This is a genomic window from Niabella digestorum (assembly GCF_036409055.1).
GTDB classification, from domain to species: domain Bacteria; phylum Bacteroidota; class Bacteroidia; order Chitinophagales; family Chitinophagaceae; genus Niabella; species Niabella composti.
In genome coordinates, this window is record NZ_JAZGLY010000005.1 from 13,200 (window position 1) to 39,722 (window position 26,523).

The window sequence follows — 26,523 nt, forward strand, 5'->3', positions numbered from 1 at the left end:
TTTGTTTATAGTGACCCCTCAGGGACTCGAACCCTGGGCCTACTGATTAAGAGTCAGTAGCTCTACCAACTGAGCTAAGGAGTCAACGTTATGCTACTTTGAATTCTCTGCAAAATTAATAGTCTCTTTGGTTTCTCCACAATCAATCATTGTAGCACCATATTTAGGATGCTGATTGCCGAGATAAGGATTGGCAATCTTCTCTTCCTTACTCAACCAATTGCCCACTCTCCCATCTTCAAACGCCATTGGACATTCTTGCCAATAAACAGTTCCTTGATCGTATTTGATGGTAATCAGCAGCATCCTCAAATTTTCAGACAAATCCTGCAGTTGCTTCCGCTTGGTATCCCAATCATCTACTTCAGAAATCGCAGCCACACTAGCTTTTGCATTTTCTAACGGCATGGTAACCGTTTCGTAAATAAGAGTATCCTGCTTCAATTCTTCCAGATCCAACCCTTCCAAAGCGACGTGCAATGATACAGCATTTTTATTAACCAAACTACTATCCCATTGAACAAATCCATCCGCCATGGCATAGTATGCATCTAGAATATTTTTTATAGACTGATTAAAAGCATCGCTATGGGCGCTCACGGCCAACGCGTTTGCCGTTGGGGATTTATCGGCCTTGTCTTCTTTTTTTATAGCGTACTTGTATACCACAAATCCCGCTACAACAAGTACTACTAATAGTAATAGTCTTTTCATGATTTTTATCCTCGCTAATTAAACCCGGCAATTGTTATTTTTGCAGGTTTGAGTCTATCAAAAGTAGTAAAATTAATCATTATGCTGGCAGGTTTACAAAATGTGACTTTTGAATTTGGGGCAAGAACTATTGTCAAGAATGCAACATGGCATATTCAGCCTAATGAACGCATAGGCCTAATTGGTTACAATGGTACCGGCAAGTCCACTATCCTCAAACTACTTACCGGAAACTATACTCCCTCGGCCGGAACTGTTGAAAAAGGTCGTGATACCAGCATTGGTTATCTACATCAAGACCTGCTGAGCTTCGATACGGATGAATCTATTCTTCAGGTAGCCTTAGGTGCATTTGAAAGAGTATTGAAGCTGGAAAAGGAAATTGAAGCCCTAGGAAAAGAACTGGAAAACACCGGCGACGAAAAAATACTGGAAGATTATTCCAATAAACTGCACGAACTGGAAACGTTAGGCGGTTATAATATCCATCATAAAACAGAAGAAGTATTACAAGGGCTTGGCTTTTCCAATACCGACTTAAAGCGCCCGTATAAGGAATTCAGCGGCGGATGGCGTATGCGTGTGTTGTTGGCTAAAATGATATTAGCACAACCCGACCTGTTGTTGCTGGACGAACCTACCAACCACCTCGATCTCCCTTCCATTGAATGGTTAGAAAAATACCTACAGCATTATCAGGGAGCGGTGGTAATCGTCAGCCACGATAAATATTTTCTAAATCGTATGGTCACTAAAATCGTAGAGCTGTATCAGAAAGAACTGCACTTTTACAATGGCAACTACGATTATTACGAAAAAGAGAAAGCTTTACGCCTGGAACAACAACAAAAAGCTTACGAAAATCAGCAAGACTATATACGCCAGAGTGAACGACTGATTGAGCGCTTCAGGGCCAAAGCTACCAAGGCTGCTATGGCCCAAAGCCTTATTAAAAAGCTGGATAAACTCGAGCGTATTGAAGAAGTACGTGTGGATAGGCCTGATTTAAAAATCAATTTCAGGGTAGATAAAACACCGGGGAAAGTATTGGTAGAATTGAATAACATCTCCAAATCGTTCGGCAGTAATATTATTCTGGAAAATGCACAGGCCGAAATTAATAGAGGGGATAAAATAGCATTGATAGGGGCCAACGGTAAAGGTAAATCCACGCTCCTGAGAATTATAGCAGGTACCGAACCCTTTACAGGAGAAAGAAAATGGGGACACAATGTCGAAGGTAGTTTTTATGCCCAACACCAGCTGGAGGCGTTAAATCTAGAGAATACCATTATTGAGGAGATGAAAGAATGCGGCAGCCAGATGACAGAACTGGAACTGAGAAACCTATTGGGCTGCTTTTTGTTCAGCGGAGATGATGCCGATAAGAAAATAAAAGTATTAAGTGGTGGTGAAAAAGCTCGAGTAGCACTGGCCAAAACGATTGTAAGTAAAGCCAATTTCCTACTACTCGACGAACCTACCAACCACCTAGATATGCATAGTTGCGAACTACTTATCGATTCGCTGCGCAAATACGAGGGGAGCTTTATTTTAGTTAGCCACGACCGATATTTTATTTCAAAGACTGCAAATAAAATATGGGAAATTGTAGATAATAAAATCAAGGAATTCAAAGGAGGATATGATGAGTGGGTAGCCTGGAATGAACACATTGCCAAACAACGCCAGTCTGAAGCCACCACATTTTCAGCAAAAAACAATCCCATTGCCCCCAAAAACGAAGACAAAGCATCCGTTAGCCCTACCCCTACACGCAATCAGCCTATTAATAAAGAGCACAAAAAAGAGCTTCAAAAACAGCAGAAACAGTTTCAACAGGTTGAAGAGGCGCTTAATAAAAATAAATCCCTGCTCCAACAACTGGAGGAGCAGCTCGCCGATCCCGCCATCTATGCTGATAAAGAAAAATTCCTAAATTTAGAACGGGAGTACAAGGCTGCTGTAGAAACAAATGCGCAGCTTGAAAAAAAGTACGAAGAAATCTTTTCTTTGCTACTTGAACTAGAGGAGCAATTAAAGCGCTAAAAACTGCTTGCTCATAACAAGTATACAGCTTAGGCACAATAATTGATGAATAAGTTTGTATTCGTTTATTTAATAATTAAAATCACTAACCAATGAAAAACCTACTAACGTTCATTGCCATCATTGCATTCGCATTGGCGTTATCTTCCTGCAAAGGGAAAAGTGATGCCGACCTTCAAACAGAAATCACATCAGTACTAGCTACTAATCCTGATTTTTCAGGTATTGTAGTGGACGTACAGAATGGTGTTGCTACCCTATCGGGAGAGGTAAGCAACCCCGCTTCTCAGGTCGCAGCAGAAGAAGCATTAAAAGACATTAAAGGAATTAAGAGCGTAGTAAACAATACAACGGTAGCTCCGCCACCAGCACCCGTACAAATCACTGCGGACGACCCGCTTACTACTGCCGTACAAGACGCTATTAAAGATCATCCAGGCGTTTCGGCCACTGTTAATGACGGTGTTGTAACACTTACCGGAGAAGTACAAAAAGATGAGCTTAAGGTATTGATGCAAAAGATAAATGCCACCCGTCCTAAAAAAGTCGATAATACCGGCCTGACCATCAAATAAAAAAGAAATCCTTAAACAGCCGTACCATTAAAAAATACTTATTCGTCAATCAAACTAAAAAATATGGCACTACAAGAAAAATACCGGGCACTGATAGATGCCGCCAATGCTGCTGGTGTAGCAAATCTTTCCGTAAGAGAACAAGACGGTATTCTTTACATCGATGGAGATGCTCCTAATGGAACTATAAAAGATCAATTATGGGATATTTATAATCAAATAGATCTCAACTACTCAAGCGGCGATCTAGTGCTGAATGTAAATGCCAGAGCGGAAGTCGGTAGCCAAGTAAGAGTTATTACGCAAGAAACTAACTTAAATATCCGAAAGGGACCGGGCACTGATCAGCCCATCATTGGTAAAGCAGCTAAAGGTGAAATCCTTACCCTGATTAGCCAACCCAACGAACTTTGGTCATCTGTACGAACAAAAGATGGTGTAGAAGGATATGCTTATTCGCAATATCTCGAACCCGTCTCTTAATCAGCAATATATGTTTTTTGAGTGCCTTGCTGCTGTCAGCAAGGCATTTTTATTGTCATCGTTGTCGATGTTGTATGATCATTACATAAAAATTTTTTTTCGACTTTTTGATTTTTTTCTAAGCGCATTTTTTATAAAGCATCCGCTATACGTAGCTTCTTAAATAATAGCACATTAGCCCGAAATTCAACCCCAATCAGCATTCCACAGCACAAGCGTTTTTAAATTATCTTAACGAAACATTTGTGTTTTTTAAACACTATAAAGTCCTTTTTGGTATATGCTTTGTTTCCTTATTAAAGTCGTACCACGGTAAGTAGAATATCTCTGAACAAAATTTATTAGTTAACTTAAAACCTTGAAAAATGAAAAGACACACCTCAAACCTTGCATTAGCAGTAATAGCAACTTTCTTTGCCGGAACTGTAATGGCTCAAGTAGACACTACATCCACACCCACAGACACCACAGCAGCACCTGCTGATACTACTGTGAGTGTTCCTGATACAACAGAAAGTAGTCCTAATGCAAAAGTAGATGTACGTAAGACTAATTTGGGTACTGCTGTTGTAATGCAGTTCCACAATCATTCTTATATTACAAACAGAGAGCTCTTAAACAGAGAGCAGGCTATAAAAACAGAAGAAACAGAAGCGTAAATACTTCTTTCTTCTGGATTTAAGCATGAAGCGATAGTCTTTCTTAAGAAAGACTATCGCTTTTTTTATTTAGACACCACCGCACCTATTTGCAATACTCCCCTTACACAAACCGAGGTTATCGATGCACGCTGTCTTGATATTTTCCCTATTTTATGAATCAAAAAATTCATGTACGTTTGATAATAAAATACTATTATGTCGCAAAAGATTAAATGTCCTGGTTGTGGTACCGAATTTGAGCCTACTGATGCCATACGCGAAGAGGTGGAGCGGGAATTGCGCGCCAAGGTTACAGAATGGCAGAAGAAAAAAAATGAAGAGTATCAAGCCGAACTACAAAAGCGGGAACAAGAATGGCAACATAAACTACAGCAGGAGAAAAATGCGTTGCAAAAACAACTAGAGGAACAAGTACGGAAAAATGTTGCTTCGGACTTTGAGCACAAACTGGCCCTCCTCCAAAAAACCAATCAGGAGAATGAAGAAAAACTTAGAATATCCCGACAAAGAGAGATTGAACTCCTAAAACAGCAACAGGAACTGAAAAATAAAGAAGCCGAACTAGAACTTACATTGCAAAAAAAACTTAGCGAAGAGAGAGAAAAACTTATCGATCATCTTCGCAAAGTAGAGGCAGAAAAGAGCGCCCAAAAGGAAACAGAATATCAACTAAAGTTGAGAGAGCTGGAAAAGCAGTTGGAGGATCAGAAAAAGCTGGCCGAAGAAATGAAGCGCAAAGCCGAACAGGGCTCCATGCAATTGCAGGGAGAAAGCCAAGAGCTGGCATTGGAAGAAATGTTAAGCGCGGCATTCCCCTTTGACAAAATAGAGGAAGTAGCTAAAGGTGTAAGAGGTGCCGATTGTATACAAATCGTAAGGAATCAGCTGGGAGCGGAGTGTGGCAAAATCATCTGGGAAAGTAAACGTGCTGAAAATTTTAGTGCTGACTGGATTGAAAAACTAAAAGCAGACATGCGCGCAATAGGAGCCGATGTAGCGATACTGGTAACCCGCCGCTATCCGAAAGACATGAGCAGCTTTGGAGAAAAGGAAGGTGTTTGGATTTGCAGTTTTGTAGAAGCCAAAGCTCTGGCGGCAGTATTACGCGACGGCATATTACGCATCTATAAGGCTGTAAAAACCCATGAAAATAAGGGTGATAAAATTACCATGCTTTACAATTACCTTACCAGCCCCGAATTTGCCGAGCAATGGAATGCCATACGCGAAGGATTTCTGAGCATGAAAATGAGCATCCAGAAAGAGCGCGATGCTATGGAACGTCTTTGGAAAGCACGTGAAAAGCAACTCGAAAAAATCTTATTAAATGCCACACATATTAGGGGATCCATAGATGGCATCAGTGGATTAGAAAATGTAGATTTGAATCTCTTGGACTACGACGACAGCGAATAGACTCCATCATAAAAGAAAAACCCCTTACGTAAACGTAAGGGGCAACAACTATAAAACTTACAAACCTGAATCCCGCACCAGCACTTAGTCTGGTTTTTCCCCATCTAAAAAGGCATTCAACGTATTAATCTGACCTTGATTTTTATCATCAGATGATACCTCAAACTTGCTATAATAGCTTTCTACGTGTGATGTATAATTGCGCAATTCTATATTACGTCTGATATATGCGGGCACATTCTCAAACTCATCAGTAGGATTATTGGCATTTACATTATAAGAAAGATTACGCAATTTCTGAATACGCTCTATCTGTCTGCGCTTTTGCATCTCCATATCTTCCAAGCTCGCAGAATTGCTTCTCTCATTTCTGTCGGTAGTTTGAGTAAAGGACGTATACTCGTTTGTCACCTCAGGCTTTTCAAACATAGTCATCTCAGCACCTTCGGTTTCCTGAGCTTGTTCCTCTTGAGGTTGCTCTGCATCAGTATGATCCTCTTCAGCATATATGTTTACCGGCTTAGAAAGATAGCTTCTTACAGGCTCGGCTTTGAGAGCATCGGTGGCTTCTTCATTCAATTTCGGATATTGGAATACACGATCTCCCGGAACTGAAGGAGACTTGAATATTTCTTCTACCTTATCCGTTACAGGAACATCCTGTGACATCTGTTCAGCCGCGGCAAACTGAGCATCACTGTTCTCATCTCCCAGCAGATAATGAGTCTCTTCATTTTCATTAACCACATCCTCAACTGTAGGCATAGGTGCATCCATGAAAGGAATTTCCTCAACCAATTTCGGTGCCAACGGATCCGGCTGTAGTTCAAGTGAAACAGGTTCTGTAACAGGTGTCAAAGGTTCTGCAGGTTCTGTAACCGGAGCTATTACTTCAACAGACGACTTCTCTTCATTTAATGGCTTCAGCGTCATTACTATTTTTTCTTCAGGCTCTCCTTTCTTCAGCACCGGCTTTACAAACGTATCTTTATTTTCGAATCCTGTAGCTATAAGTGTAATACCTATTTGGTCTCCTAAAGAGCTATCATATCCCATACCCAGAATAACATCGGTATCTTCACCGGCTTGACTGAGTAGGTGAGATTGAATAATCTCAACTTCATCCATTGTAAACTCGTGTTCGCCTTCGGCAGAATTAATGTTGATAAGAATCCATTTTGCACCACGGATATCGTTATCATTCAGAAGTGGCGAATTAAGTGCTTCTTCTATTGCGCGCTGAGCACGGTTTTCACCGGATGCAGTAGCGCTACCCAATATAGCTACACCGCCATTTCTCATTACAGTACATACATCGGCAAAGTCTACGTTGATTTGACCCGTACTGTTAATAACATCGGTGATACATTTTGCTGCAGTGGCCAATACGTTATCCGCTTTTTCAAAAGCTTCACGCATTCTTAGGTTGCCAAACTGATGACGGAGTTTATCGTTGCTAATCACCAGTAAGGTATCCACGTATTGTCTGAGCTGCTTAATGCCCTCTTCTGCTTGTTGTTGGCGTTTTTTACCTTCATATGCAAAAGGCATGGTAACGATCCCTACTGTAAGCACGCCCATATCCCTACACACTTTAGCAATAATAGGAGCGCCTCCAGTACCGGTTCCACCACCCATACCTGCGGTAATAAAAACCATTTTGGTATTTACTTCCAGAATGCGTCTTATCTCTTCTAGAGATTCTTCACAAGCCTGACGGCCAATTTCCGGATTAGCCCCGGCCCCGAGACCTGCGGTAAGTTGTGGCCCCAATTGAATACGGTTAGGTACATTGCTTTGTGCCAACGCCTGTGCGTCCGTATTACAGATAATGAAATTGACGCCTTCTATATTTTGCTTAAACATGTAGTTTACAGCGTTACCGCCTCCACCACCAACACCTATCACCTTAATGATAGAAGACTGCTCTTTAGGTAAATCAAACTGTATCATAATTTAGAATTTAGGTACGCTACGCGCACGAGTTTTATAAATGGATTAGTAAGTTCACGGTACCTGTTACCCCCTCTCCATACATTCTTTAAAGGAATGCTGGAGAAGGGATAAAGGCTTAAGGCTATAGCATTTGAATAATGTAAAGATCTATTTCCAAGAACTCTCTGAAGACTTATTGCAAATGACTATCTTCCTCCTCAGCAAATATTTTTATAATTCCGTCTTTAAATTTTGACCAGAAGTCTTTCAGTGGCTGACGGGCGGGAGTTTGAGCTTCCGCACTAGCTTCCTCACTCTCTACACCCTCTTCCTGTGCTTTCTTCAAACCACCGGGAACTTCTACATTAATAAAATTCTTTTCAAATACCTTACGGTTATTTTCAAAATCATCGTAACCCTTAAGTATTAGGCCTAAACAGGTTGAATATGTAGGCTTCGCCAGCTCTTCAATATGACCAGCTGCCAGATGCTCATTGGGCAAGCCAATACGAGCAGGCAAGCCTGTAACGTACTCAGTAAGTTGAATCAAATGCCTTAATTGCGAACCTCCGCCTGTAAGCACAACACCGCCGTTCAGTTGACGATGATCCATTCCGATTTGCTTTAAATGATAAGTCACAAAATCCAGAATCTCACTCATGCGAGCCTGAATAATGTTAGCCAGATTTTTGACACTGATTTCTTTGGCAGGCATACCACGCAATCCAGGTATGGTGATATATGCATTAGACTTTGCCTCATTAGCTAATGCACTACCAAATTGCGTTTTCATTTGCTCTGCTTGGCTTTTCAGTACGCCAAGTCCAGTTTTAATATCATTAGTAATATTCTCCCCTGCAAAAGGAATAACCGCTGTATGACGTAGTACACCATCTGCAAATACGGCAAGATCAGTAGTACCACCGCCAATATCTACAATAGCCACGCCAGCTTCCAGATCTTCCTGAGCCATTACTGCAGCGGCAGATGCTAATGGTTGCAACACTAAGTCTTTTGTACGCAAACCTGCTTTTTCTACACTACGGTTGATATTCCGTATGGCATTTTTATCGCCTGTAATTATGTGGAAATTAGCGCCCAGTTTTACTCCACTATAACCAATAGGCTTAATGATATTGGGCATATTATCCACTGTAAATTCCTGAGGAATGACATCTATAATTTGATCCCCTGGTGGCACATAAGTTTTATACTGATTATTAATCAGCAGGTTTACTTCGGCCTGAGTAATCTCTTCTTCTTCATTATCACGAACAATGTCGCCACGTGTTTGAAGGCTTTTGATATGATGGCCGGCAATTCCAACGTACACTTCGTTGAAGCTTAAATTGGGATTCAACGCAAGACAATTTTCTACAGCCTGCTTGATTGCTTTTATGGTTTCGTCAATATTGAGCACCTGTCCGTGCTTTACGCCATTGCTGTTGGCTTTTCCAAAGCCTAATATTTCCAGCTTACCGAATTCGTTTTTTCGGCCGGCTATAACAGCAATCTTTGTGGTTCCAATATCAAGGCCTACAATAATGGGTTGTTCGGAATTCATAGTATATCGTTTTTAGTTGTTTTTATTTTAGTTTTTGAATCGTTTAAGATTTTATTGCACCTCACTTATCGTCTCGCTCCGCTACTTGTTGTCTTCTTAGTATCTGCTTTTTTCGTTTCTTCGGCTCTCAGTAATACATTTTTCTTGCCCTCATCTTTTTTAGGGGCCGCTTTCGTTGCCGTCGAATTGTTTGTTACTGGCTTTTTTGATTCAGTTTTTGAAGCTTCTGTTTTCTTAGTACTATTAGCAGATGTATTTTTTGAATCCGCCTTCTTCACTGCAACAGATTTATTCGTATTACCCGCAGCAGCTTGCGACAGCACATTCCGTTTACCTGTTTCCTTCTTTGCAACCTCGTCTGCCTTTTTAGAAACTGCAGATTTATTGGTCGTTACAGGTTTTGTAGTAGCAGCTGGTTTCACTTCCTTTACACTTCTCTCTTCTTTTTTAGTTCCATCAGCTTCCTTTTTCACAACAGGTGGCACTGTGGCTTTAGGTGTGGTGGATGTATTAGCGCTATCCTTGGCCGGCGCAACATTTTCTGCAGCACTTACTATTTCAGGCTCTTCCTCTAACAGCCCCTCTGCTTTGGAAAGAGAATCCAATGGCATAATCGCATCATAACCCACCTGCGGTGCCACTTCCAACAATTCATTAGTATGTCTAGATTCCTGCAACAATTTTTCGATATTCTTTCTAAGTTGAATAGAGTCGATTTTCGTATAATGATCTTTTACGCCGATCACCTGACCATCGTACTGCACATCAATCTTTCTGTATTTATCAAATCCTGTACGACTCAATACCTGGCTATAAAAAAGATAGAGTCTATGAAACTTTGACACAATATCACTTCCATCACCTAAATCCACTTTATGATTTCCCACCACGGGAATCATTTCCATTTTCCAGCAATCCACACCGCAGCTACTGATATTAATTTGTCCTACCTGCGCATTCCAGAAAGGATCGCTATTAATAAAGGAGGCTGTAGCGATTACGTTCTGTATCAAAGTACTATCAACTGCATTCAAGGTATTCTTTGAAGGATACCCGGTAAACACGGGAAGATCCAATGTAATTCTATCGGATAAGGGTATTTGTTTCGCAGCCTCATCGATATAGAAAGAAGCTCCTTCCTCCGTAAATACTCTTGCCAGCGGTTTACGCTCGGTGACATCCACATGCAGGACACTATTGTTATCGAAATAAAGATCTGCATTGTACACCCATGAGCTTTGCTCCAACAAATCCTCAATCTGAGCCAGATCTAATTCGGCCATACGCTGACCTTTTATCTCACCTTTAGCCGCAGCTTTTAAAAGGTTCTCTATCTGACTTTCCGAGGTAAAAAGCAAGTCCTCCCTAAATCCATTAATCTTAATCTGATAGCCATTACAAATCCCTTCCTCCTGAATGCGCATGGCAGCGGAAATGATGCTGCCCATTCCAACAGCAACACCCAACCACATGAGGGTCAAAAGCATTCTTTTTATGGCTCTTTTTCTTCTCACTTCACTAAGATTTGCTTTATAGGATCTACCAGTTTATCAATATCTCCAGCACCTGCAGTTACGAGTACTTCCCCGAATTCTTTATCAATATTTTTTGCAAACTTGCTATCTATCCAACTCAACAGTTCCTCTTTACTCATTAGCGACTTTGCATCTAGTTTTACTTTATCCCAAATCATTTTACTATCCACGCCCTCAATGGGCAGTTCTCTTGCGGGATAAATTGGCAAGAGAATCAAATGATCCACCATTCCCAACACCTCAGCAAAAGCATCTGCAAAGTCTCTAGTGCGACTGTACAAATGCGGTTGAAAAATAAGCGTACACTTTCTTCCTGAAAACAAGGTGCGCACTCCGTTGATTAAGGCCTTTAATTCTTCCGGATGATGAGCATAATCGTCAATAAACACCGGTGTGCTCTTGCTTCCATTTACTGCAGGTGGAATAACATACTCAAACCTGCGTTTTACGCCTTTAAAAGAACTAACAGCTTCTTTGATTTTATCGTCCTCAATATTCAAATGGGCAGCAATGGCAATTGCAGCTATCATATTCTCTACATTGTGCATGCCTCCCATGAACAGCTCTACTCCGGATATTCTACGATCTTGCAGCACTACATCAAACTGATATCCTCCGTTTCGAAGTACAATATTTTCTGCATACACTACTGCACTATCATTTTGTAGACTATAGCTTAGTGCTTGTTCACCACCCAGTGCTCTATCCAAACCAAATTTCTTCAGCAATACACCACCGGGTTTCACCTTTGCAGCAAATGCTCGAAAGGCTTCTTTGACATTCTCCTCCGTTTCATAAATGTCAAGATGGTCTGCATCCACTGCTGTAACCACCGCCATATCAGGGCTAAGCTTCAAAAAACTACGGTCGTATTCATCAGCTTCTATCACACATACATTTCTCTTATCACTCCAAAAATTTGTATTGTAATTTGCCGATACCCCTCCGAGAAAAGCATTGCATCCATAACCGCTATGCCTGAGCAGATGTGCAATCATGGTAGATGTAGTGGTTTTACCATGAGTGCCCGCTACACATATATTAAAAGAACTTTCAGTTATAAGTTGTAAAATATCGCTACGTTTTACTACCGGATACCCGTTTTCACGATAGAACACCAACTCTTTGTGATCCTTTGGAATAGCCGGAGTATATACTACATAATCCACATCTTTAGGTATTCGATCTACATCTTCTGTATAATGTATATCCGCACCTTCCTGTTGCAACTGCTTCGTAATTGCTGTTTCTGTTCTATCGTACCCGCTTATCTTTTTGCCTTTTGATAAGAAATAGCGGGCAATAGCACTCATCCCTATGCCACCAATGCCTATAAAATACAGGCTCTTTATAGCATCGATATTTTTTTTATTGCCACTCATTGATTGTTCATAACACACTCACTTTTCAAGCGAGCCTCATATTTATTCAATACATTTTAAAACTTCCTTAGCCACACGTTCATCTGCATCAATAATGGCCAGCTTCTCAAGCTGCTGACTCATCTCCAACCTTTTACTTTTATCAGCCGCCAGCTTAATGGCCATCTTTACCACTTTATCTTTTGCTTCGGCATCACTCACCATTAATGCTGCATTTTTATCTACCAGCTGCTTAGCATTGGCTGTTTGATGATCTTCTGCAGCAAAGGGGTATGGCACAAAAATGGTAGGTTTAGCAGCCACACATACCTCCGCAACTGTCATAGCGCCTGCTCTAGCAATGATGACATCCGCTGCGGCATAGGCATATTCCATCTCACGAATAAACTCATTTGCCCAAACCTGCTTGTGCTCGGCAGCAACCTGTGCTGCATCGGCTGCCATAGTTTTACCAGTTTGCCAAATAAGCTGAAGATTCGCTTTGAGCAAATCGTTGACTCCTGCCAACACAGCCTCATTAATTGACCGTGCTCCCAGGCTTCCTCCTACTACCAGCAGCGTTGTTTTTCCCGGCTCCAGATCAAAATATTCCAACGCTTCATTTTGACTTATAGTATGGCAGTTCACAATTTGGCTACGCACAGGGTTTCCGGTTACCATTATCTTTTCTACTGGGAAAAACTTTTCCATTCCATCTGTTCCGGTAAATACTTTCACCACACCCTTTGCCAGCATTTTATTGGCTTTGCCAGCAAAGGAATTCGACTCATGAATGAAAGTGGGAATACCCTGTCGTTGAGCATACTTCAGCACCGGAAAAGTAGAATATCCCCCTACTCCTATTACAGCGTTAGGACGAAAATCCTTGACAATCCTTCTTACTTGTAAGAAACTTTTGATAAGCTTCCACGGTAAGCCGATGTTTTTTATCAAAGAACTTCTGTTAAATCCAGCAATATCTATTCCTTTTATCTCGTATCCTGCTTGCGGCACTTTCTCCATCTCCATTTTATTCTTTGCTCCTACAAAAAGGATATCAATATCCGGTTGATGCTTCTTTAATGCATTCGCAATAGCTATAGCGGGAAAGATATGCCCGCCAGTACCACCTCCTGCTATGATAATTTTTTTACTCACCGGACGTTTCGTTTTTATCTTCGACGGATGGAGTATTTACTTTTACCGCTTGCAGGTTTTCTACATTTCTCGACACACTCAAAATAATTCCGATAGCCAGACACGTGAACAGAAAACTGGATCCTCCCATGCTCACCAGCGGCAGTGTCACACCTGTTACAGGAAAGAGACTTACCGTAACCGCCATATTGGAAAAAGCCTGTATTGCTAGCGTAAAACTCAGTCCTATTGACAGAAATGCGCCAAAGGCAAACGGACATTTCTTAAATATTCTAATACATCGATACAGAAACACGATATATACGAATACTAGAAATGCGCCTCCCACTAGTCCATACTCTTCTATAATAATGGCAAATATGAAATCATTATAAGCCTGTGGTAGATAATCACGTGTTGTACTATTACCGGGACCAACTCCCAACAATCCTCCTTTCGCAATAGCAATTTTTGCCTGATTTACCTGATACATTTCATCATTATCAGCCTCCTTACCTCCATATATAAAATTCTCCACACGGCCTACCCAAGTATTGACTCTTACAAAAAGCGGATGGGTTTTCTTCTCTCCACCTTCCACTTCTTCCACCACTTCCTGCCTTACTACTGATTCATTAGCTTCTGATGCATGACGGGCAACGGCAGCAATGATGAGCATGGCAATTGGTACTGCAGCTAGGCCCACCACTATTAACAGATGCTTGATATTCACCCTGCCAATAAACAGCAATACCATACAGCTAAATCCTAGTAGCAATGCAGTAGAAAGATTGGCAGGCGCAATAAGCATACAAGTAATACCTATTGGTATAATTACCGGCAAAAAGCCTTTTCTAAAACTCTTGATCACTTGCTGTTTACGACTCAACAATCTTGCTAGGTACATAAATAAAGCCAGCTTCGCCAGATCCGAAGTTTGCATCGTCATATTTATAAATGGCAAGCGAATCCAACGGCTTCCTTCATTCATTTTTACTCCAAAGAACAACGTATATATCAGTAAAGGAATACTCAGGATAAACAGGAACTTAGCTAATTTGGAATAAATTGTATAGTTAACTCTATGTGCAAAATACACCACCGCAAAACCCAGCAAAATGAAAACAACCTGTTTAAACAAATACACCTCGGTATTGCCCTTATAATTCTTATAAGCAAGCGAGCCGGTAGCGCTGTATACAGCCAATAGCGACACCAGGGTCAGCAATACAACTAGCGCCCAGATCACTTTATCGCCACGTGTATGGCGTGAAAGATTGTCGTGCCAATCTGCGGCCTCCATGGTTGTATTTGATATTTCAGCGGTTGTTGACATTTAATGTTATCGTTATTCTATTTATCAGTTTCAATTTTTTTTACAAATCGATTACTGCACGTTTAAATTGGGTACCTCTGTCTTCATAATTCTTAAAGAGATCAAAACTGGCACACCCTGGGCTCAGCAACACTACATCTCCCTTTTCTGCATAGCTGAACGCTGTTTTTACGGCATCTTCTGCACTGGTTGTATCTACAATTACAGGAACAACCCCTTCAAAAGCTTCATGTATTTTTTTATTATCCAGCCCCAGACATACAATTGCTTTTACTTTTTCCTTAACCAGATCCATCAGAAGATTATAATCATTTCCCTTATCCACCCCACCTAATATCAGAATAGTGGGCTTTTCCATACTTTCTAAAGCGAACCAAGTAGAATTAATGTTGGTTGCTTTACTATCGTTGATAAATTCTACACCTCTAATAGTTGCCACGTGCTCCATTCGATGCTCTAGATTCTGGAATGTTTGCACAGCCTCGCGAATCTTCTCCTTACGAATTTCCATTGTAGCCGCAGCTAGGCTCCCTGCCATAGTGTTGTATTGATTGTGTTTTCCTTTTAGCGTGAAATCGTACACGCTCATTGTCATAAAATCATCCCCGGTTCTAACATACATGTCGCCGTCCTTGATAAAAGCTGCACCTTTTTCCTGTTCCATACTAAATGATAGTTGTTTAGAGTTAATTTTAAATTGATCGATATACTGGGTGGTTATTTTATCATCCGCATTGTATATAAAATAATCTTCGGCTCGCTGATTCTCTGTGATCCTAAACTTGCTTCTGATATAATTTTCGAAATTGTAATCGTAACGATCTAGATGATCTTCCGTAATATTGGTAAGCACGGCTATATCAGGTCTGAAGCTCTGAATATCATCCAGCTGAAAACTACTCACCTCTACTACATATACCGGCTTGGGATCTTCGGCCACACATTTGGCAAATGAATCACCAATATTACCTACTAGGGCGGCATCTACTGCTGCTGTTTTTAAAATGTGGTAAATGAGTGATGTGGTAGTTGTTTTTCCGTTACTTCCCGTAATAGCGATAATCTTGCTATCGCCTTTATACCTGTATGCCAGCTCGATCTCGCTGATGACAGGTATTCCTTTCGCACGAATCTTTTTGATCAACTCATTTTTTTCTGGGATACCGGGACTTTTTACCACCTCGTCTGCACTTAGAATTCTTGTCTCATCATGCCCACCTTCTTCCCATTCAATACCGGCAGCATCCAATTCCTTACGATATACATCTTTCAAAGAACCAGCATCTGATACAAAAACCTTGCATCCCTTTTTCTTACCCAGCAATGCAGCCCCTACTCCACTTTCTCCTCCTCCCAAAATCACGAGTGATACAGGAGCCCGGTCGCTTTCACCAGCAAGAGTCATATGCTTATCCGAACTAGCGCTCACTTATTATCTTAATTTTAATGTCACAATACATATCACCACTAACAACACTTGCACAATCCAAAATCTAGTAACAATCTTTGCCTCATGATATCCTTTCTTTTGAAAGTGATGATGTAAAGGACTCATTAAAAATATTCTTCGTCCTTCTCCATATTTCTTTTTCGTGTATTTGAAATACCCCACCTGTAACATCACACTCAGATTCTCCACCAAAAACACACCACAGAAAATTGGTATCAACAATTCTTTATGTACAATGATGGCAATGGCCGCAATAATACCTCCAAGTGTCAGACTTCCCGTATCGCCCATAAAAACCTGCGCCGGATAAGAATTATACCACATAAAACCCACACAGGCACCAATCATTGCCGCAAGGAAAATAGACAGCTCACCTAAGTTGGGTATATACATAATGTTTAGATAATCGGCTACCACAAAATTTCCACTAGCGTAAGCAAAGACGCCGAGCATCACACCTATTAAGGCCGATGTACCGGAAGCCAAGCCATCTAGCCCGTCTGTGATATTTGCTCCGTTCGAAACTGCAATGATGATAAATGTTACAATGAGTATATACAATATCCATGTATACTTTTTCAATACCCCCGGCAATAGAATAGAGTAGTTAAACTCGTGACTCTTTACAAAAGGAATGGTAGTAATCGGCTCTTTAGATTCTACAAAATACTTTGGGGTGCCATTCACTACTTTTGTAATCACTTCAGGTCGTGCAGGGTTACCGGTATACTCTCTCCAGATTTTTACATTACTATTAAAGTACAATACCGAACCTACGAGGATACCAATACCCACCTGTCCTAATATCTTAAACCATCCTGCCAGTCCGTCCTTATCTCCTTTTTTGTAAGCAATACCTTGCTGCTGAGCAATGCGCTTTGCTCTTAATTTCAGATAATCATCGATAAATCCTATTATACCCAACCACACAGTTGCTACTAACATCAGAATTACATACACTGTATTCAAGCGGGCAAACAATAAAGTGGGAACAATAATCCCCAAAATGATGATGATGCCGCCCATAGTGGGAGTTCCCTTCTTGGCTTCTTCTCCCGCAAGCCCCAAATCACGCACTGTTTCACCCACCTGCTTTCTCCTCAATAAATTGATCAGTTTCTTGCCATACACCAACGTAATAATTAAAGCCAGCAGCACAGCCATCATAATTCTGAAGGTCTGGAACTCCATAAGATTCCTTCCCGGAAAGCTGATACCCTGCTGTTTAAACCATTCGAATAAATGATATAACATAATTACGTTGATGTTTTATGAAACCGGAAATTGCAAAGGCCATTCCTTATTCATTTCCTGTATTTGTCTATATATTATTTGTCCAACAATCCGAACATTTCGCTCAGTACTTCTTTATCGTCAAAGTGATTTCTCACACCGTTGATTTCCTGATAACTTTCATGCCCTTTACCGGCTATTAATATGATATCTTCTTTATTTGCCAAGGCTACAGCTGTTTTAATCGCTTCTTTGCGATCGGTAATAGCTATATATTTTCTTCGTGCGGCGGCCGGCACTCCTGCTTCCATCTCTTTAATAATTGCTGCAGCATCTTCAAATCGCGGATTATCGCTAGTAAATACAACTTTATCACTATGCTCTACTGCTACTTCTGCCATTATTGGCCGTTTGGCCTTATCTCTATTTCCTCCGCACCCCACTACCGTAATGATTTGTTCAAAACCTTTGCGAAGCTTTTTTATAGTAGCCAATACGTTTAATAAAGCGTCGGGAGTATGAGCATAATCCACAATTCCAATCACTCTTTCTTTATTCGATATAATGTAATCGAATCTCCCTGGCGCGCCAGGTAGCACACTTAAATGTTGTAACACCTCTTCTTTATCTGCTCCTAGACAAATAGCTGCGCCATATACAGCGAGCAGATTATAGGCATTAAACTCTCCTATTAACCTAAAGTGCACTTCTTTCCCATCCACATCAAGGTGCAGCCCCAGTATGTTATTATCTAGAATTCGCCCTTTAAAGTCGCTAATAGACTTTAAGGAATACGTTTTTATGGCTGCTCTTGTATTCTGCACCATTACCCTGCCCCGTTTATCATCCACATTAGTAATGGCAAAAGCCTCTTTAGGCAAGGAGTCAAAGAACTGCTTTTTTACATTGATGTATTCAGCAAAATCTTTGTGATAATCCAAGTGATCATGAGTGATATTGCTGAATATTCCTCCTGCATATTCCAATCCCTCAATTCTATGCTGATGAATGGCATGAGAGCTTACTTCCATAAAAGCATAAGAGCAGGAAGCATCTACCATTTCAGCAAGTAATGCATTCAAGCTTATGGCATCGGGTGTAGTATGCGTCGACTCTAACACCTTATCTCCAATACAATTCTGCACTGTACTAATAAGGCCGCACTTATATCCCAATGAAGAGAACAACTGATACAATAACGTAGCAATTGTTGTTTTCCCATTGGTTCCTGTCACACCTACAAGTTTTAGCTTCTGAGATGGTGAGCCATAAAAGTTATGAGCCATCACTCCGGCTGCTGCTGCACTATTTTCTACCTGCACCCAGGTAATCCCTTCCTTAACTATGGCAGGCATTTGCTCACAAACTATCGCAATAGCACCGCTCTCAATAGCCTTATCAATGAACTGATGGCCATCCACCGCTGTACCCTTCACCGCTATAAACACACATCCGGCCTGTACTTTACGAGAGTCTATACAAATACCTTTCACTTCTACTTCTGTACTTCCAATTACTGCCTGCAATCGCACCTTGTATAGAACATCCTGTAATAGCACTTAATGAGTATTTGTATATTTATTTTTATTTACTTCTTTTCATCAGGCTAAGCTTAATGATACCACCTGACCTTTTTTAATAGGAACACCAGGCTCAATAGATTGCATTGTAACTTTTCCACTTCCCTTGACATTCACCTGAAGTCCCATTTGTTCAAGCAACTTAATCGCATCTCGCAAAGTCATTCCCTTCACATTAGGCATAAGCTGATCTTTCACTACATTTTTTCTTACAATACGCTGATAATCGTCAGCATACATCGTAGCCCAATCGTTTTGCTGAATGGAGTCCACAAAGGACAGATTTAAATACTTGAGCACACTCTTAATATTCTGCGTACTTCCGGCATAGAAATAATGACCACTATCCACATCCCCTTCATAATCTTTAGGAGTTTTGCGATCGACATACATTGAATAAATCTTGGTCGCTATTTCCTTAAACACCGGAGCTGCTAATTGCCCACCATAATACAAACCCGAACCGGCTCTGGTACGTATTACTACAATACAGGAATACTGCGGATTATCGGCAGGAAAATATCCAGCAAATGAGGCCTGATAAATCCTGTGTGCATACCCTATTCCTTTATCGGCCACTTGTGCAGTACCAGTTTTACCTGCCACCTTAAAAGGCAGATCTTTGAATACATTTTTTCCAGACCCCTCTGTTACCACCATCTCCAGCGCCTTTTTAGCAGCCTCTATCGTCCCCGGTTTACAAATCTGGCGCTCCAATATTGTAGGTTGAAACTCTTTTACAACAACACCTTTATTTCGAATGCTATTCACCAGATAAGGCTTCATCATGGTGCCGTTATTGGCAATTGCATTGTACAGAGTCAACAGCTGTATGGGACTTACATTAATGGCATACCCAAAAGCCATAGTTACAAGGTTCATCACCCCTCCGGCGTTAACTTCCAATGGTGCCACATAAGGCTTTGGAACGGCGGCCAGATCAATGGGCGATTTAGTTGTCAGATGATATTTATCCAGATACCTTCTATACTCTGTAGGATCTTTTCCGAATGCTTTCAGTGCTACCTTACCCATTCCTACATTAGAGCTATGCGCTATGCATTCCTCTATAGTCATTACAGGCTTGGGCATTCTGTGCGCATCGGTAATCGGACGGGGCCCTACCTGCATGCGACCGGTACTGCCAACTTCGAAAAGATCTCCAGGCTTTACTGCCCCTTTATCTATAGAAGCCAAAAAACTTACAATCTTAATCGTTGATCCCGGTTCAGTTACACGCAACGCGTAGTTATCATTTTCCCAATAGGTAGTATCGTTAGGATTTCTACCCAGATTGGCAATCGCCTTAATCTTACCGGTTTTTGTCTCCATCACGATAGCCGTTCCATACTCTGCTTTTACAGCTTGCAACATGCGCAACAGAGCCATCTCTGTAATATCCTGCATGTTTACATCTAGAGTAGTGTAGATATCCTTACCATCTTCAGGCTCTACCTGGAAACCCTCCACCGGTACGGCGCCACCGGCAATAAACCGAACAAGCCTTTTACCATTTTGCCCGGTTAACAAACTATCATAGCTCATCTCCAGTCCCACATTCATCTTCTTCACCTTACCTTCACTATTGATATACTCACGACTCAACCCGATAGTTCTATTAGCCAACAATCCAAAAGGTGCTACGCGCTTACTCGACTGCTCGATGATAATTCCACTTTTATTTTTTCCTAAACGTACCAGCGGAAACTCGCGCAATGCTTTATAATCCTCAAACGAAATTCTCTTTTTTAAAGGATAATAGCGATTCCCTTTCTTATATGCCTTATCAAAATCTTTTCTGTACTGTTCTGCAGTTTTATCCTTAAAGTGATTGGCCATGGCGATAGCGAAAGAATCGATATGCTCCTTATAAATCTTTCCATCTTTCTCGCGCAACCCATCAGCCATAAAATCCATATATACGTTAAACTGAGGCAAGGAAGTACTCAGCATTTGTCCATCTTCACTAAATATTGTTCCGCGATCTGCCGCAATTTCCACTATACGTTGATGCATGCTATCGCCCATACTACGCCAGTGATCACCCTGAAAACGCTGAATCACTATAGCCTTTGCCAGAATGAAGACAGAGAAAACTACTATGCCTATAAAGCACAGATACACCCGCCACAATATGTCTTTCTTAATCTCCATATTCTGTTCTACCCTCTCCCCGAATTGAAGAATGATTTAACAATAACCACTTATTACTACCCGACAAAATCAATGAACATCCACTACGTAACTTTCAAGAGAATCCTTCAACACGTAGGGAGTTTCATTTAGCTCGCTTAAGCCCAGCGGCTGCAAGGCCTTTGATAACTGGCTCGGCTTACTGCGAAACATCACCTCACTCTTAAGGCTTTTATATTCCCACTGCAGCTCCTTTACTTCTTTTGCAGTGGCATTTATCTTTCGCACCGTTTTGTCGGCCATATGACCATTATAGATATAGAGCACGGCTAGGAATGCCAGAAAGAAAAGAAACGGCACTTGCTTCACTATCGACTGATAGTTCAGCCATTTCTTCCAATCCAATCTCACCTTTATTTCTTTTTTTCCCGACATGTTTATTCTTTGATAGGATATTTTCTATTTACAATCGCTCTGCAACCCTCAGCTTAGCACTTCTAGAGCGAGGATTACGCCTCAACTCCTCGTCCGTAGCCACAATCGGTTTTTTAGTTATTACCTGAAAAACCTTTTCTCGTTTTACGGTTTCAAATGGATGCTCTTCCCGCTCCTCAAATGTCCCTTCTTTCAAAAATCGTTTTACCAATCTATCTTCAACCGAATGAAAAGTAATTACCGCAATGCGCCCGCCTTTTCGAAGAAGGCCTACCGATTGCTCCAACATTTCCTGCAACACCACCATCTCTTCATTCACCTCAATACGCAATGCCTGAAACACCTGCGCAAAATATTTATTAGGATTACCCTTTACCACATCCCGGAGCGCATTCTTAAAACCTTCAACTGTTTTAAGCGACACAACATCTCTGATCGTTACAATCTTTTTAGCCAGCGTTTTCGCATTGGTCACTTCACCATATCGCTCGAACAACTTATGCAACTCCGCCTCCGTATACTTCTGCAAAATGTCGAATGCCGTAACAGGCAGCCTTCTATCCATCCGCATATCCAACTCTGCATTAAACCGGATACTGAATCCACGATCAGCTTCATCGAACTGATGACTACTCACACCCAAATCAGCCAAAATTCCATCCACTTGCTCTACATTATGAAGGCGTAGAAAGCGCTGGATATACCTGAAGTTTTGCTGAATAAAAATTACCCGCGGATCATCCGGAACATTTTTAAGTGCATCAGCATCCTGATCAAAAGCATACAATCGTCCATGCTCATTCAACCTAGCTAAAATAGCAGCCGAATGACCACCCCCACCAAACGTACAGTCTACATACACTCCATCCGGTTTTATATGCAACCCTTCTATAGTCTCATTCAGTAATACAGGAGTATGATATCCATTTGCCACATCACCATGTTGAGAAGCCGATAAGAAATCTTGTTTTGATACAGATTCCTTTTTATTTTTTTTACTTTTCAACTTTTATCCTTTTAACCTTGAAAAATTGGCATCACAATCAACCGCCTGTCATTACCTGGCTAGCCAGATCACTGAACGACTCCGGTGAAAACGCATCAAAGAACTCTTTATATTTTACTTTATCCCAGATTTCCATTTTATTGCCGGCAGGCACCAGCACGATGTCTTTTTGGATGCCCGCATATTCCTTCAGTGTAGCAGGCAATAATATTCTTCCGGCACTATCCGGCTCTACTAGCGTAGCACCATTTAAGAAATACCGCTTAAACTGCCTTACCTTCGGATCAAAATCATTTAAAGCATTAATTTTTTCAGCAATGGGCTCCCAGGAACTTATTGGATACAGACTTAAACATTTTTCAAACCCTCTATTTATGACAAAACGCTCGGTATCCCCCTCTACCAGCTGTTTTTTAAAACCAGCCGGTAAAAGGAAGCGGCCTTTCGCATCCACTGTAGCCTCAAATTCTCCTAGGAAACCGGTCATAAATAGATTTTACAGTATTAATACTACTAATTTAACACAAAATAACACTTTTTCCCACTTATTGACCAAATTTTACCCTTTTTGATTTATCCACAAATGAAAACCCGCTCAAAGCCTTATAGGACAAGGACTTTACAGCATCCATAAGAATTATCTTAAAAATGAATGTTAATATACTGTGGATTACTGTGCACAAAAGGTGTATTACTATTATTTCCTGTGAATAAAACAGGAAAAAATGTGATATCCTGTGCAAAAACCCAGAAATTTGTCGCATTTATTGTGAGTATATAAAAACTGCCGTTACCTAAATATTTCTACATGCATCCCAAGTTGCTCTCCATAAAATATTTTACCTATAATCTACCCGAGGAGAAAATAGCGTTTCACCCATTGGCTCATAGAGACGAATCTAAGCTATTGATTTACAGAGATGGAAATATCCAAGAAAGTACCTATAAAAACATTGCGGAGCAAATCCCTTCTGGCTCACTAATGATTTTTAATAATACCAAAGTTGTGGAAGCGCGGCTGCTATTTCAAAAGCCGACAGGGGGTGTCATCGAAATCTTTTGTTTGGAACCGCACGAAAGCTACCCCGATATCACCACAGCTATGAATCAGGTAGGGAAAGTGCAATGGTTGTGTCTTATTGGCGGTGCATCGAAGTGGAAGCCGGGAATGATTTTATCCCTCCCCTTACAGATAGGTGGTAAAAATTACCTTCTCGAAGCTTCATATATTGAAAAACGTACCGACTGCTTTGTAATTGAGCTAAGATGGGATTGTCCGGTTAGTTTTGCTGAGGTATTACACTACGCTGGTCATGTTCCACTGCCCCCTTATATCAAGAGAGCCGATGAACGAGCCGATAAAACCCGCTATCAGACCGTTTTTGCACAACATGAGGGTTCCGTAGCAGCGCCCACCGCGGGACTGCATTTTACTGAGAACATACTAAACCATTTGGCAGATAGAAACATACAAACGGACTTTGTCACCCTGCATGTAGGTGCCGGTACTTTCAAACCGGTAAAAGCCGATATCATGGAAAACCATGAAATGCATTATGAATGGATTGAAGTGAAGCAATCGCTGATCTCAAGCTTAATGCAGCATCGGGAGACGCCTATAGTAGCCGTAGGGACCACTTCCATGCGTACATTGGAAAGTCTCTATTGGCTAGGAACAAAGCTGCTTCACCATCCCAATATATTCGATAATCAGCTACCGATACTAACACAGTGGGAGTGTTACGAAATACAGCATCAGCCCACACTTGGGGAGGCATTGGAAGCACTATTACACTATATGCAAAAAAACAATCGTGACCGGCTGCTTGCTAAAACACAAATCATCATTGCTCCAGGGTATAATTTTAAAGTAGTGGAAGGATTGGTTACCAATTTTCACCAGCCGGCTTCTACATTATTATTATTAGTGGCTGCTTTTATCGGCAATGACTGGAAGAAAGTATATGACTATGCCTTGCAACACAACTTCCGTTTTTTAAGTTATGGCGACGGAAATCTATTGTGGCGTTATAAAAATAATTAAGAATGCCAAAAACTTTCACTCAAAGAAAAAACCCTCATGAAGAAACACTCCATGAGGGTTAAATTTTATATGGAACCAATCCAGATTCCACACCCAAAACCTTAAAAACTTTCCTAGTTCAGCAGCGACTCAATTTTCTTTACAAAATTGCTCTTAGGTTGAGCCCCTACCAGTTTATCCACTACCTGTCCGTTTTTGATAAACAAAATAGCAGGAATAGAGGTAATACCGTAATTCATCGAAACCTGCGGATTCACATCCACATTTACTTTTCCGATGTTCACTTTGCCTTCGTATTCTTTTGCAAGCTCTTCAATAACAGGACCAATAGCGCGGCAAGGACCACACCACTCGGCCCAGAAGTCTACCACTGTCAGTTTATCTGAGTCCAGTACCTCTGTCTGGAAGTTAGCATCTGTAAATTCTTTTGCCATTATTAAGATAGTTTAAAGTTGATAATTCGTTTTAAAAAACCCTGTCAAAGTTAAGTGCACAAAAGAATAACAGCAAATGCTCCAATTTGTTGTGAAGAAAATGTCAATTCCTCGCTTTCCACCTCTCGGTATTTAATGGGATACGGTCTGAAAAGACTCCGGTTGGTGCCGATATTTGAAAATCAGAGCAAAAAGCACTGCGATGGTCAATGCGTAAGCGCTGAAGATGAACCATACCGAAGACCAGTCGGTTACACCATCTATTGTATAATGTTGCACCATCCAACCACTGCCGTAGCTACCTATCATGGCGCCTATTCCATTAGTCATCATCATAAATAGTCCCTGTGCGCTTCCCCTAATATTAGATGGTGCTTCTTTTTCGATAAACAAAGAACCGGAGATATTGAAAAAGTCAAAAGCCATTCCATAAACTATCATAGACAAAATCAGGAATATCAGTCCGCTACCTGGATTACCGATGCCGAAAAGCCCGAAACGCAGACACCAAGCCACCATACTCATCAACATCACCGTTTTAATACCATAGCGTCTTAAGAAAAAAGGAATGGTTACAATAAACACGGTTTCGGATATTTGAGAGATGGATACCAAGATATTTGGGTATTTCACCCCAATCGTATCCGCATATGCGGGGTCAGATTTAAAATGGTCGATAAAAGGCACGCCCCACTGATTGGTGATTTGCAGAGCTGCACCTAGGAACATAGAGAAAATAAAGAAAATGGCCATTTTGGTAATCCCGAACAATTTGAGGGCATCCAACCCGAAAGCCTCGGCCAGTGAAGAAGACTTGGTATTAGCCGGCTTACAATATGGGAGTGTAAAACAATAAAGCCCTGTAATAATCGAACTGCCGCAGGCAAAAAGTAGCTGTCCTTTGGTCAGTGTCAGATGAAATAAATCGGTTAGCCACATAGCCGCAATAAATCCTATGGTTCCCCACACTCTTATGGGAGGAAAATCTTTTTGCGGTTCCATTCCATGACTCTTCAGCACATAGTAAGACACCGTATTATTCAGCGAAATGGTAGGCATATAAGCTGCACACACCAATAACATAGCCCAGAACATGGTGGTGGGTGTAGTTACGGTAGAAGCATAATATAATGCTGCTGCCCCCACCAGATGCATAATACCCAGCAGTCTTTCGGCATTGATCCATTTATCACTTACAATTCCTAGCAGAGGTGGCATGAAAATAGAAGCAATACCTAGGGTCAGAAACACCGTACCAATCTCCTCCCCCTGAAAATGCAAAGTAGCATACATGTAACCTCCGATAGAAGTAAGATAGGCTCCCCAGATAAAAAACTGAAGGAAGTTAATGATAGTCAATCTAAACTTAATGGACATACGGATGATTTTACTTATTTAGTACAACCAGTGTGGATATGAAGTACGTCATTGCCGCCCTCGC

At 41.1% G+C, this 26,523-nt stretch carries 22 protein-coding genes and 1 tRNA gene; 6 read left to right on the forward strand and 17 right to left on the reverse strand.

What is annotated here, in order from left to right; all coding sequences use genetic code 11:
• Positions 1-11: 11 nt before the first annotated feature.
• Both V2H41_RS09505 and V2H41_RS09510 read right to left on the reverse strand, forming a co-directional pair.
• Positions 12-84, reverse strand: a tRNA-Lys gene (locus tag V2H41_RS09505).
• 9 nt (positions 85-93) lie between these two features.
• The gene (locus V2H41_RS09510; protein ID WP_330974919.1) at positions 94-714 is read right to left on the reverse strand and encodes a DUF3347 domain-containing protein; all 621 of its coding nucleotides are present in this window, start codon (positions 712-714) and stop codon (positions 94-96) included.
• A gap of 48 nt (positions 715-762) precedes the next feature.
• Between V2H41_RS09510 and abc-f the strand changes: the two genes are divergently transcribed.
• The 5 genes from abc-f to V2H41_RS09535 all read left to right on the forward strand — a co-directional run bounded on the left by abc-f (position 763) and on the right by V2H41_RS09535 (position 5,899).
• The gene (gene abc-f, locus V2H41_RS09515; RefSeq protein ID WP_330974920.1) at positions 763-2,763 is read left to right on the forward strand and encodes a ribosomal protection-like ABC-F family protein; all 2,001 of its coding nucleotides are present in this window, start codon (positions 763-765) and stop codon (positions 2,761-2,763) included.
• A 92-nt stretch (positions 2,764-2,855) separates the two neighbouring features.
• Positions 2,856-3,338: a BON domain-containing protein gene (locus tag V2H41_RS09520; RefSeq protein ID WP_330974921.1), complete on the forward strand. Its 483-nt coding sequence runs from the start codon at positions 2,856-2,858 to the stop codon at positions 3,336-3,338.
• 63 nt (positions 3,339-3,401) lie between these two features.
• On the forward strand, positions 3,402-3,821 hold the full coding sequence (locus V2H41_RS09525; protein ID WP_330974922.1) for an SH3 domain-containing protein: 420 nt from the start codon (positions 3,402-3,404) through the stop codon (positions 3,819-3,821).
• A 365-nt stretch (positions 3,822-4,186) separates the two neighbouring features.
• Positions 4,187-4,480 carry a hypothetical protein gene (locus tag V2H41_RS09530; protein ID WP_330974923.1) on the forward strand — a complete coding sequence of 98 codons (294 nt, stop codon included), beginning with the start codon at positions 4,187-4,189 and terminating at the stop codon, positions 4,478-4,480.
• A 198-nt stretch (positions 4,481-4,678) separates the two neighbouring features.
• Positions 4,679-5,899, forward strand: coding sequence for a DUF2130 domain-containing protein (locus tag V2H41_RS09535; protein WP_330974924.1), 1,221 nt, complete (start codon positions 4,679-4,681; stop codon positions 5,897-5,899).
• An 84-nt stretch (positions 5,900-5,983) separates the two neighbouring features.
• Here the strand turns inward: V2H41_RS09535 and ftsZ are convergent, their stop codons facing one another.
• The 13 genes from ftsZ to mraZ all read right to left on the reverse strand — a co-directional run bounded on the left by ftsZ (position 5,984) and on the right by mraZ (position 23,091).
• A complete protein-coding gene (gene ftsZ / locus V2H41_RS09540) occupies positions 5,984-7,852 on the reverse strand; it encodes a cell division protein FtsZ (RefSeq protein ID WP_330974925.1) in 1,869 nt (622 codons plus the stop codon).
• Between the two features lie 175 nt (positions 7,853-8,027).
• Entirely contained in the window at positions 8,028-9,398 is a 1,371-nt protein-coding gene (gene ftsA, locus V2H41_RS09545; RefSeq protein ID WP_330974926.1) for a cell division protein FtsA, read from the reverse strand.
• A 65-nt stretch (positions 9,399-9,463) separates the two neighbouring features.
• Positions 9,464-10,912, reverse strand: coding sequence for a cell division protein FtsQ/DivIB (locus V2H41_RS09550; protein WP_330974927.1), 1,449 nt, complete (start codon positions 10,910-10,912; stop codon positions 9,464-9,466).
• Positions 10,909-12,315, reverse strand: coding sequence for a UDP-N-acetylmuramate--L-alanine ligase (gene murC / locus V2H41_RS09555; protein ID WP_330974928.1), 1,407 nt, complete (start codon positions 12,313-12,315; stop codon positions 10,909-10,911). Before murC ends, V2H41_RS09550 begins: the two co-directional genes overlap by 4 nt.
• Positions 12,316-12,357: 42 nt before the next feature.
• Positions 12,358-13,452, reverse strand: coding sequence for an undecaprenyldiphospho-muramoylpentapeptide beta-N-acetylglucosaminyltransferase (gene murG, locus V2H41_RS09560; RefSeq protein WP_330974929.1), 1,095 nt, complete (start codon positions 13,450-13,452; stop codon positions 12,358-12,360).
• On the reverse strand, positions 13,445-14,767 hold the full coding sequence (locus V2H41_RS09565; RefSeq protein WP_330974930.1) for an FtsW/RodA/SpoVE family cell cycle protein: 1,323 nt from the start codon (positions 14,765-14,767) through the stop codon (positions 13,445-13,447). The genes murG and V2H41_RS09565 overlap by 8 nt, the downstream gene beginning before the upstream one ends.
• A 40-nt stretch (positions 14,768-14,807) precedes the next feature.
• Positions 14,808-16,196 carry a UDP-N-acetylmuramoyl-L-alanine--D-glutamate ligase gene (gene murD / locus V2H41_RS09570; protein WP_330974931.1) on the reverse strand — a complete coding sequence of 463 codons (1,389 nt, stop codon included), beginning with the start codon at positions 16,194-16,196 and terminating at the stop codon, positions 14,808-14,810.
• A 3-nt stretch (positions 16,197-16,199) separates the two neighbouring features.
• Positions 16,200-17,471: a phospho-N-acetylmuramoyl-pentapeptide-transferase gene (gene mraY / locus V2H41_RS09575; RefSeq protein ID WP_330974932.1), complete on the reverse strand. Its 1,272-nt coding sequence runs from the start codon at positions 17,469-17,471 to the stop codon at positions 16,200-16,202.
• 74 nt (positions 17,472-17,545) lie between these two features.
• Positions 17,546-19,009 (reverse strand): UDP-N-acetylmuramoyl-L-alanyl-D-glutamate--2,6-diaminopimelate ligase, encoded by a 1,464-nt coding sequence (locus V2H41_RS09580; RefSeq protein ID WP_330974933.1) that lies wholly within the window; start codon positions 19,007-19,009, stop codon positions 17,546-17,548.
• Between the two features lie 42 nt (positions 19,010-19,051).
• A complete protein-coding gene (locus V2H41_RS09585; protein WP_330974934.1) occupies positions 19,052-21,184 on the reverse strand; it encodes a penicillin-binding protein in 2,133 nt (710 codons plus the stop codon).
• Positions 21,185-21,253: 69 nt separating this feature from the next.
• Positions 21,254-21,598 carry an FtsL-like putative cell division protein gene (locus tag V2H41_RS09590; RefSeq protein WP_330974935.1) on the reverse strand — a complete coding sequence of 115 codons (345 nt, stop codon included), beginning with the start codon at positions 21,596-21,598 and terminating at the stop codon, positions 21,254-21,256.
• A 28-nt stretch (positions 21,599-21,626) separates the two neighbouring features.
• Positions 21,627-22,604, reverse strand: a complete 978-nt coding sequence (rsmH, locus tag V2H41_RS09595; RefSeq protein ID WP_330974936.1) for a 16S rRNA (cytosine(1402)-N(4))-methyltransferase RsmH — start codon at positions 22,602-22,604, stop codon at positions 21,627-21,629.
• 37 nt (positions 22,605-22,641) lie between these two features.
• Complete coding sequence (gene mraZ / locus V2H41_RS09600; RefSeq protein ID WP_330974937.1) at positions 22,642-23,091, reverse strand: division/cell wall cluster transcriptional repressor MraZ; 450 nt, start codon at positions 23,089-23,091, stop codon at positions 22,642-22,644.
• Positions 23,092-23,412: 321 nt separating this feature from the next.
• On the opposite strand from mraZ, the gene V2H41_RS09605 reads away from it, so the two are divergent.
• The gene (locus V2H41_RS09605; RefSeq protein WP_330974938.1) at positions 23,413-24,648 is read left to right on the forward strand and encodes an S-adenosylmethionine:tRNA ribosyltransferase-isomerase; all 1,236 of its coding nucleotides are present in this window, start codon (positions 23,413-23,415) and stop codon (positions 24,646-24,648) included.
• A gap of 113 nt (positions 24,649-24,761) precedes the next feature.
• Here the strand turns inward: V2H41_RS09605 and trxA are convergent, their stop codons facing one another.
• Positions 24,762-25,082, reverse strand: coding sequence for a thioredoxin (gene trxA, locus V2H41_RS09610; RefSeq protein ID WP_330974939.1), 321 nt, complete (start codon positions 25,080-25,082; stop codon positions 24,762-24,764).
• A gap of 132 nt (positions 25,083-25,214) precedes the next feature.
• Positions 25,215-26,459 carry a nucleoside permease gene (locus tag V2H41_RS09615; protein WP_330974940.1) on the reverse strand — a complete coding sequence of 415 codons (1,245 nt, stop codon included), beginning with the start codon at positions 26,457-26,459 and terminating at the stop codon, positions 25,215-25,217.
• Positions 26,460-26,523 lie beyond the last annotated feature (64 nt).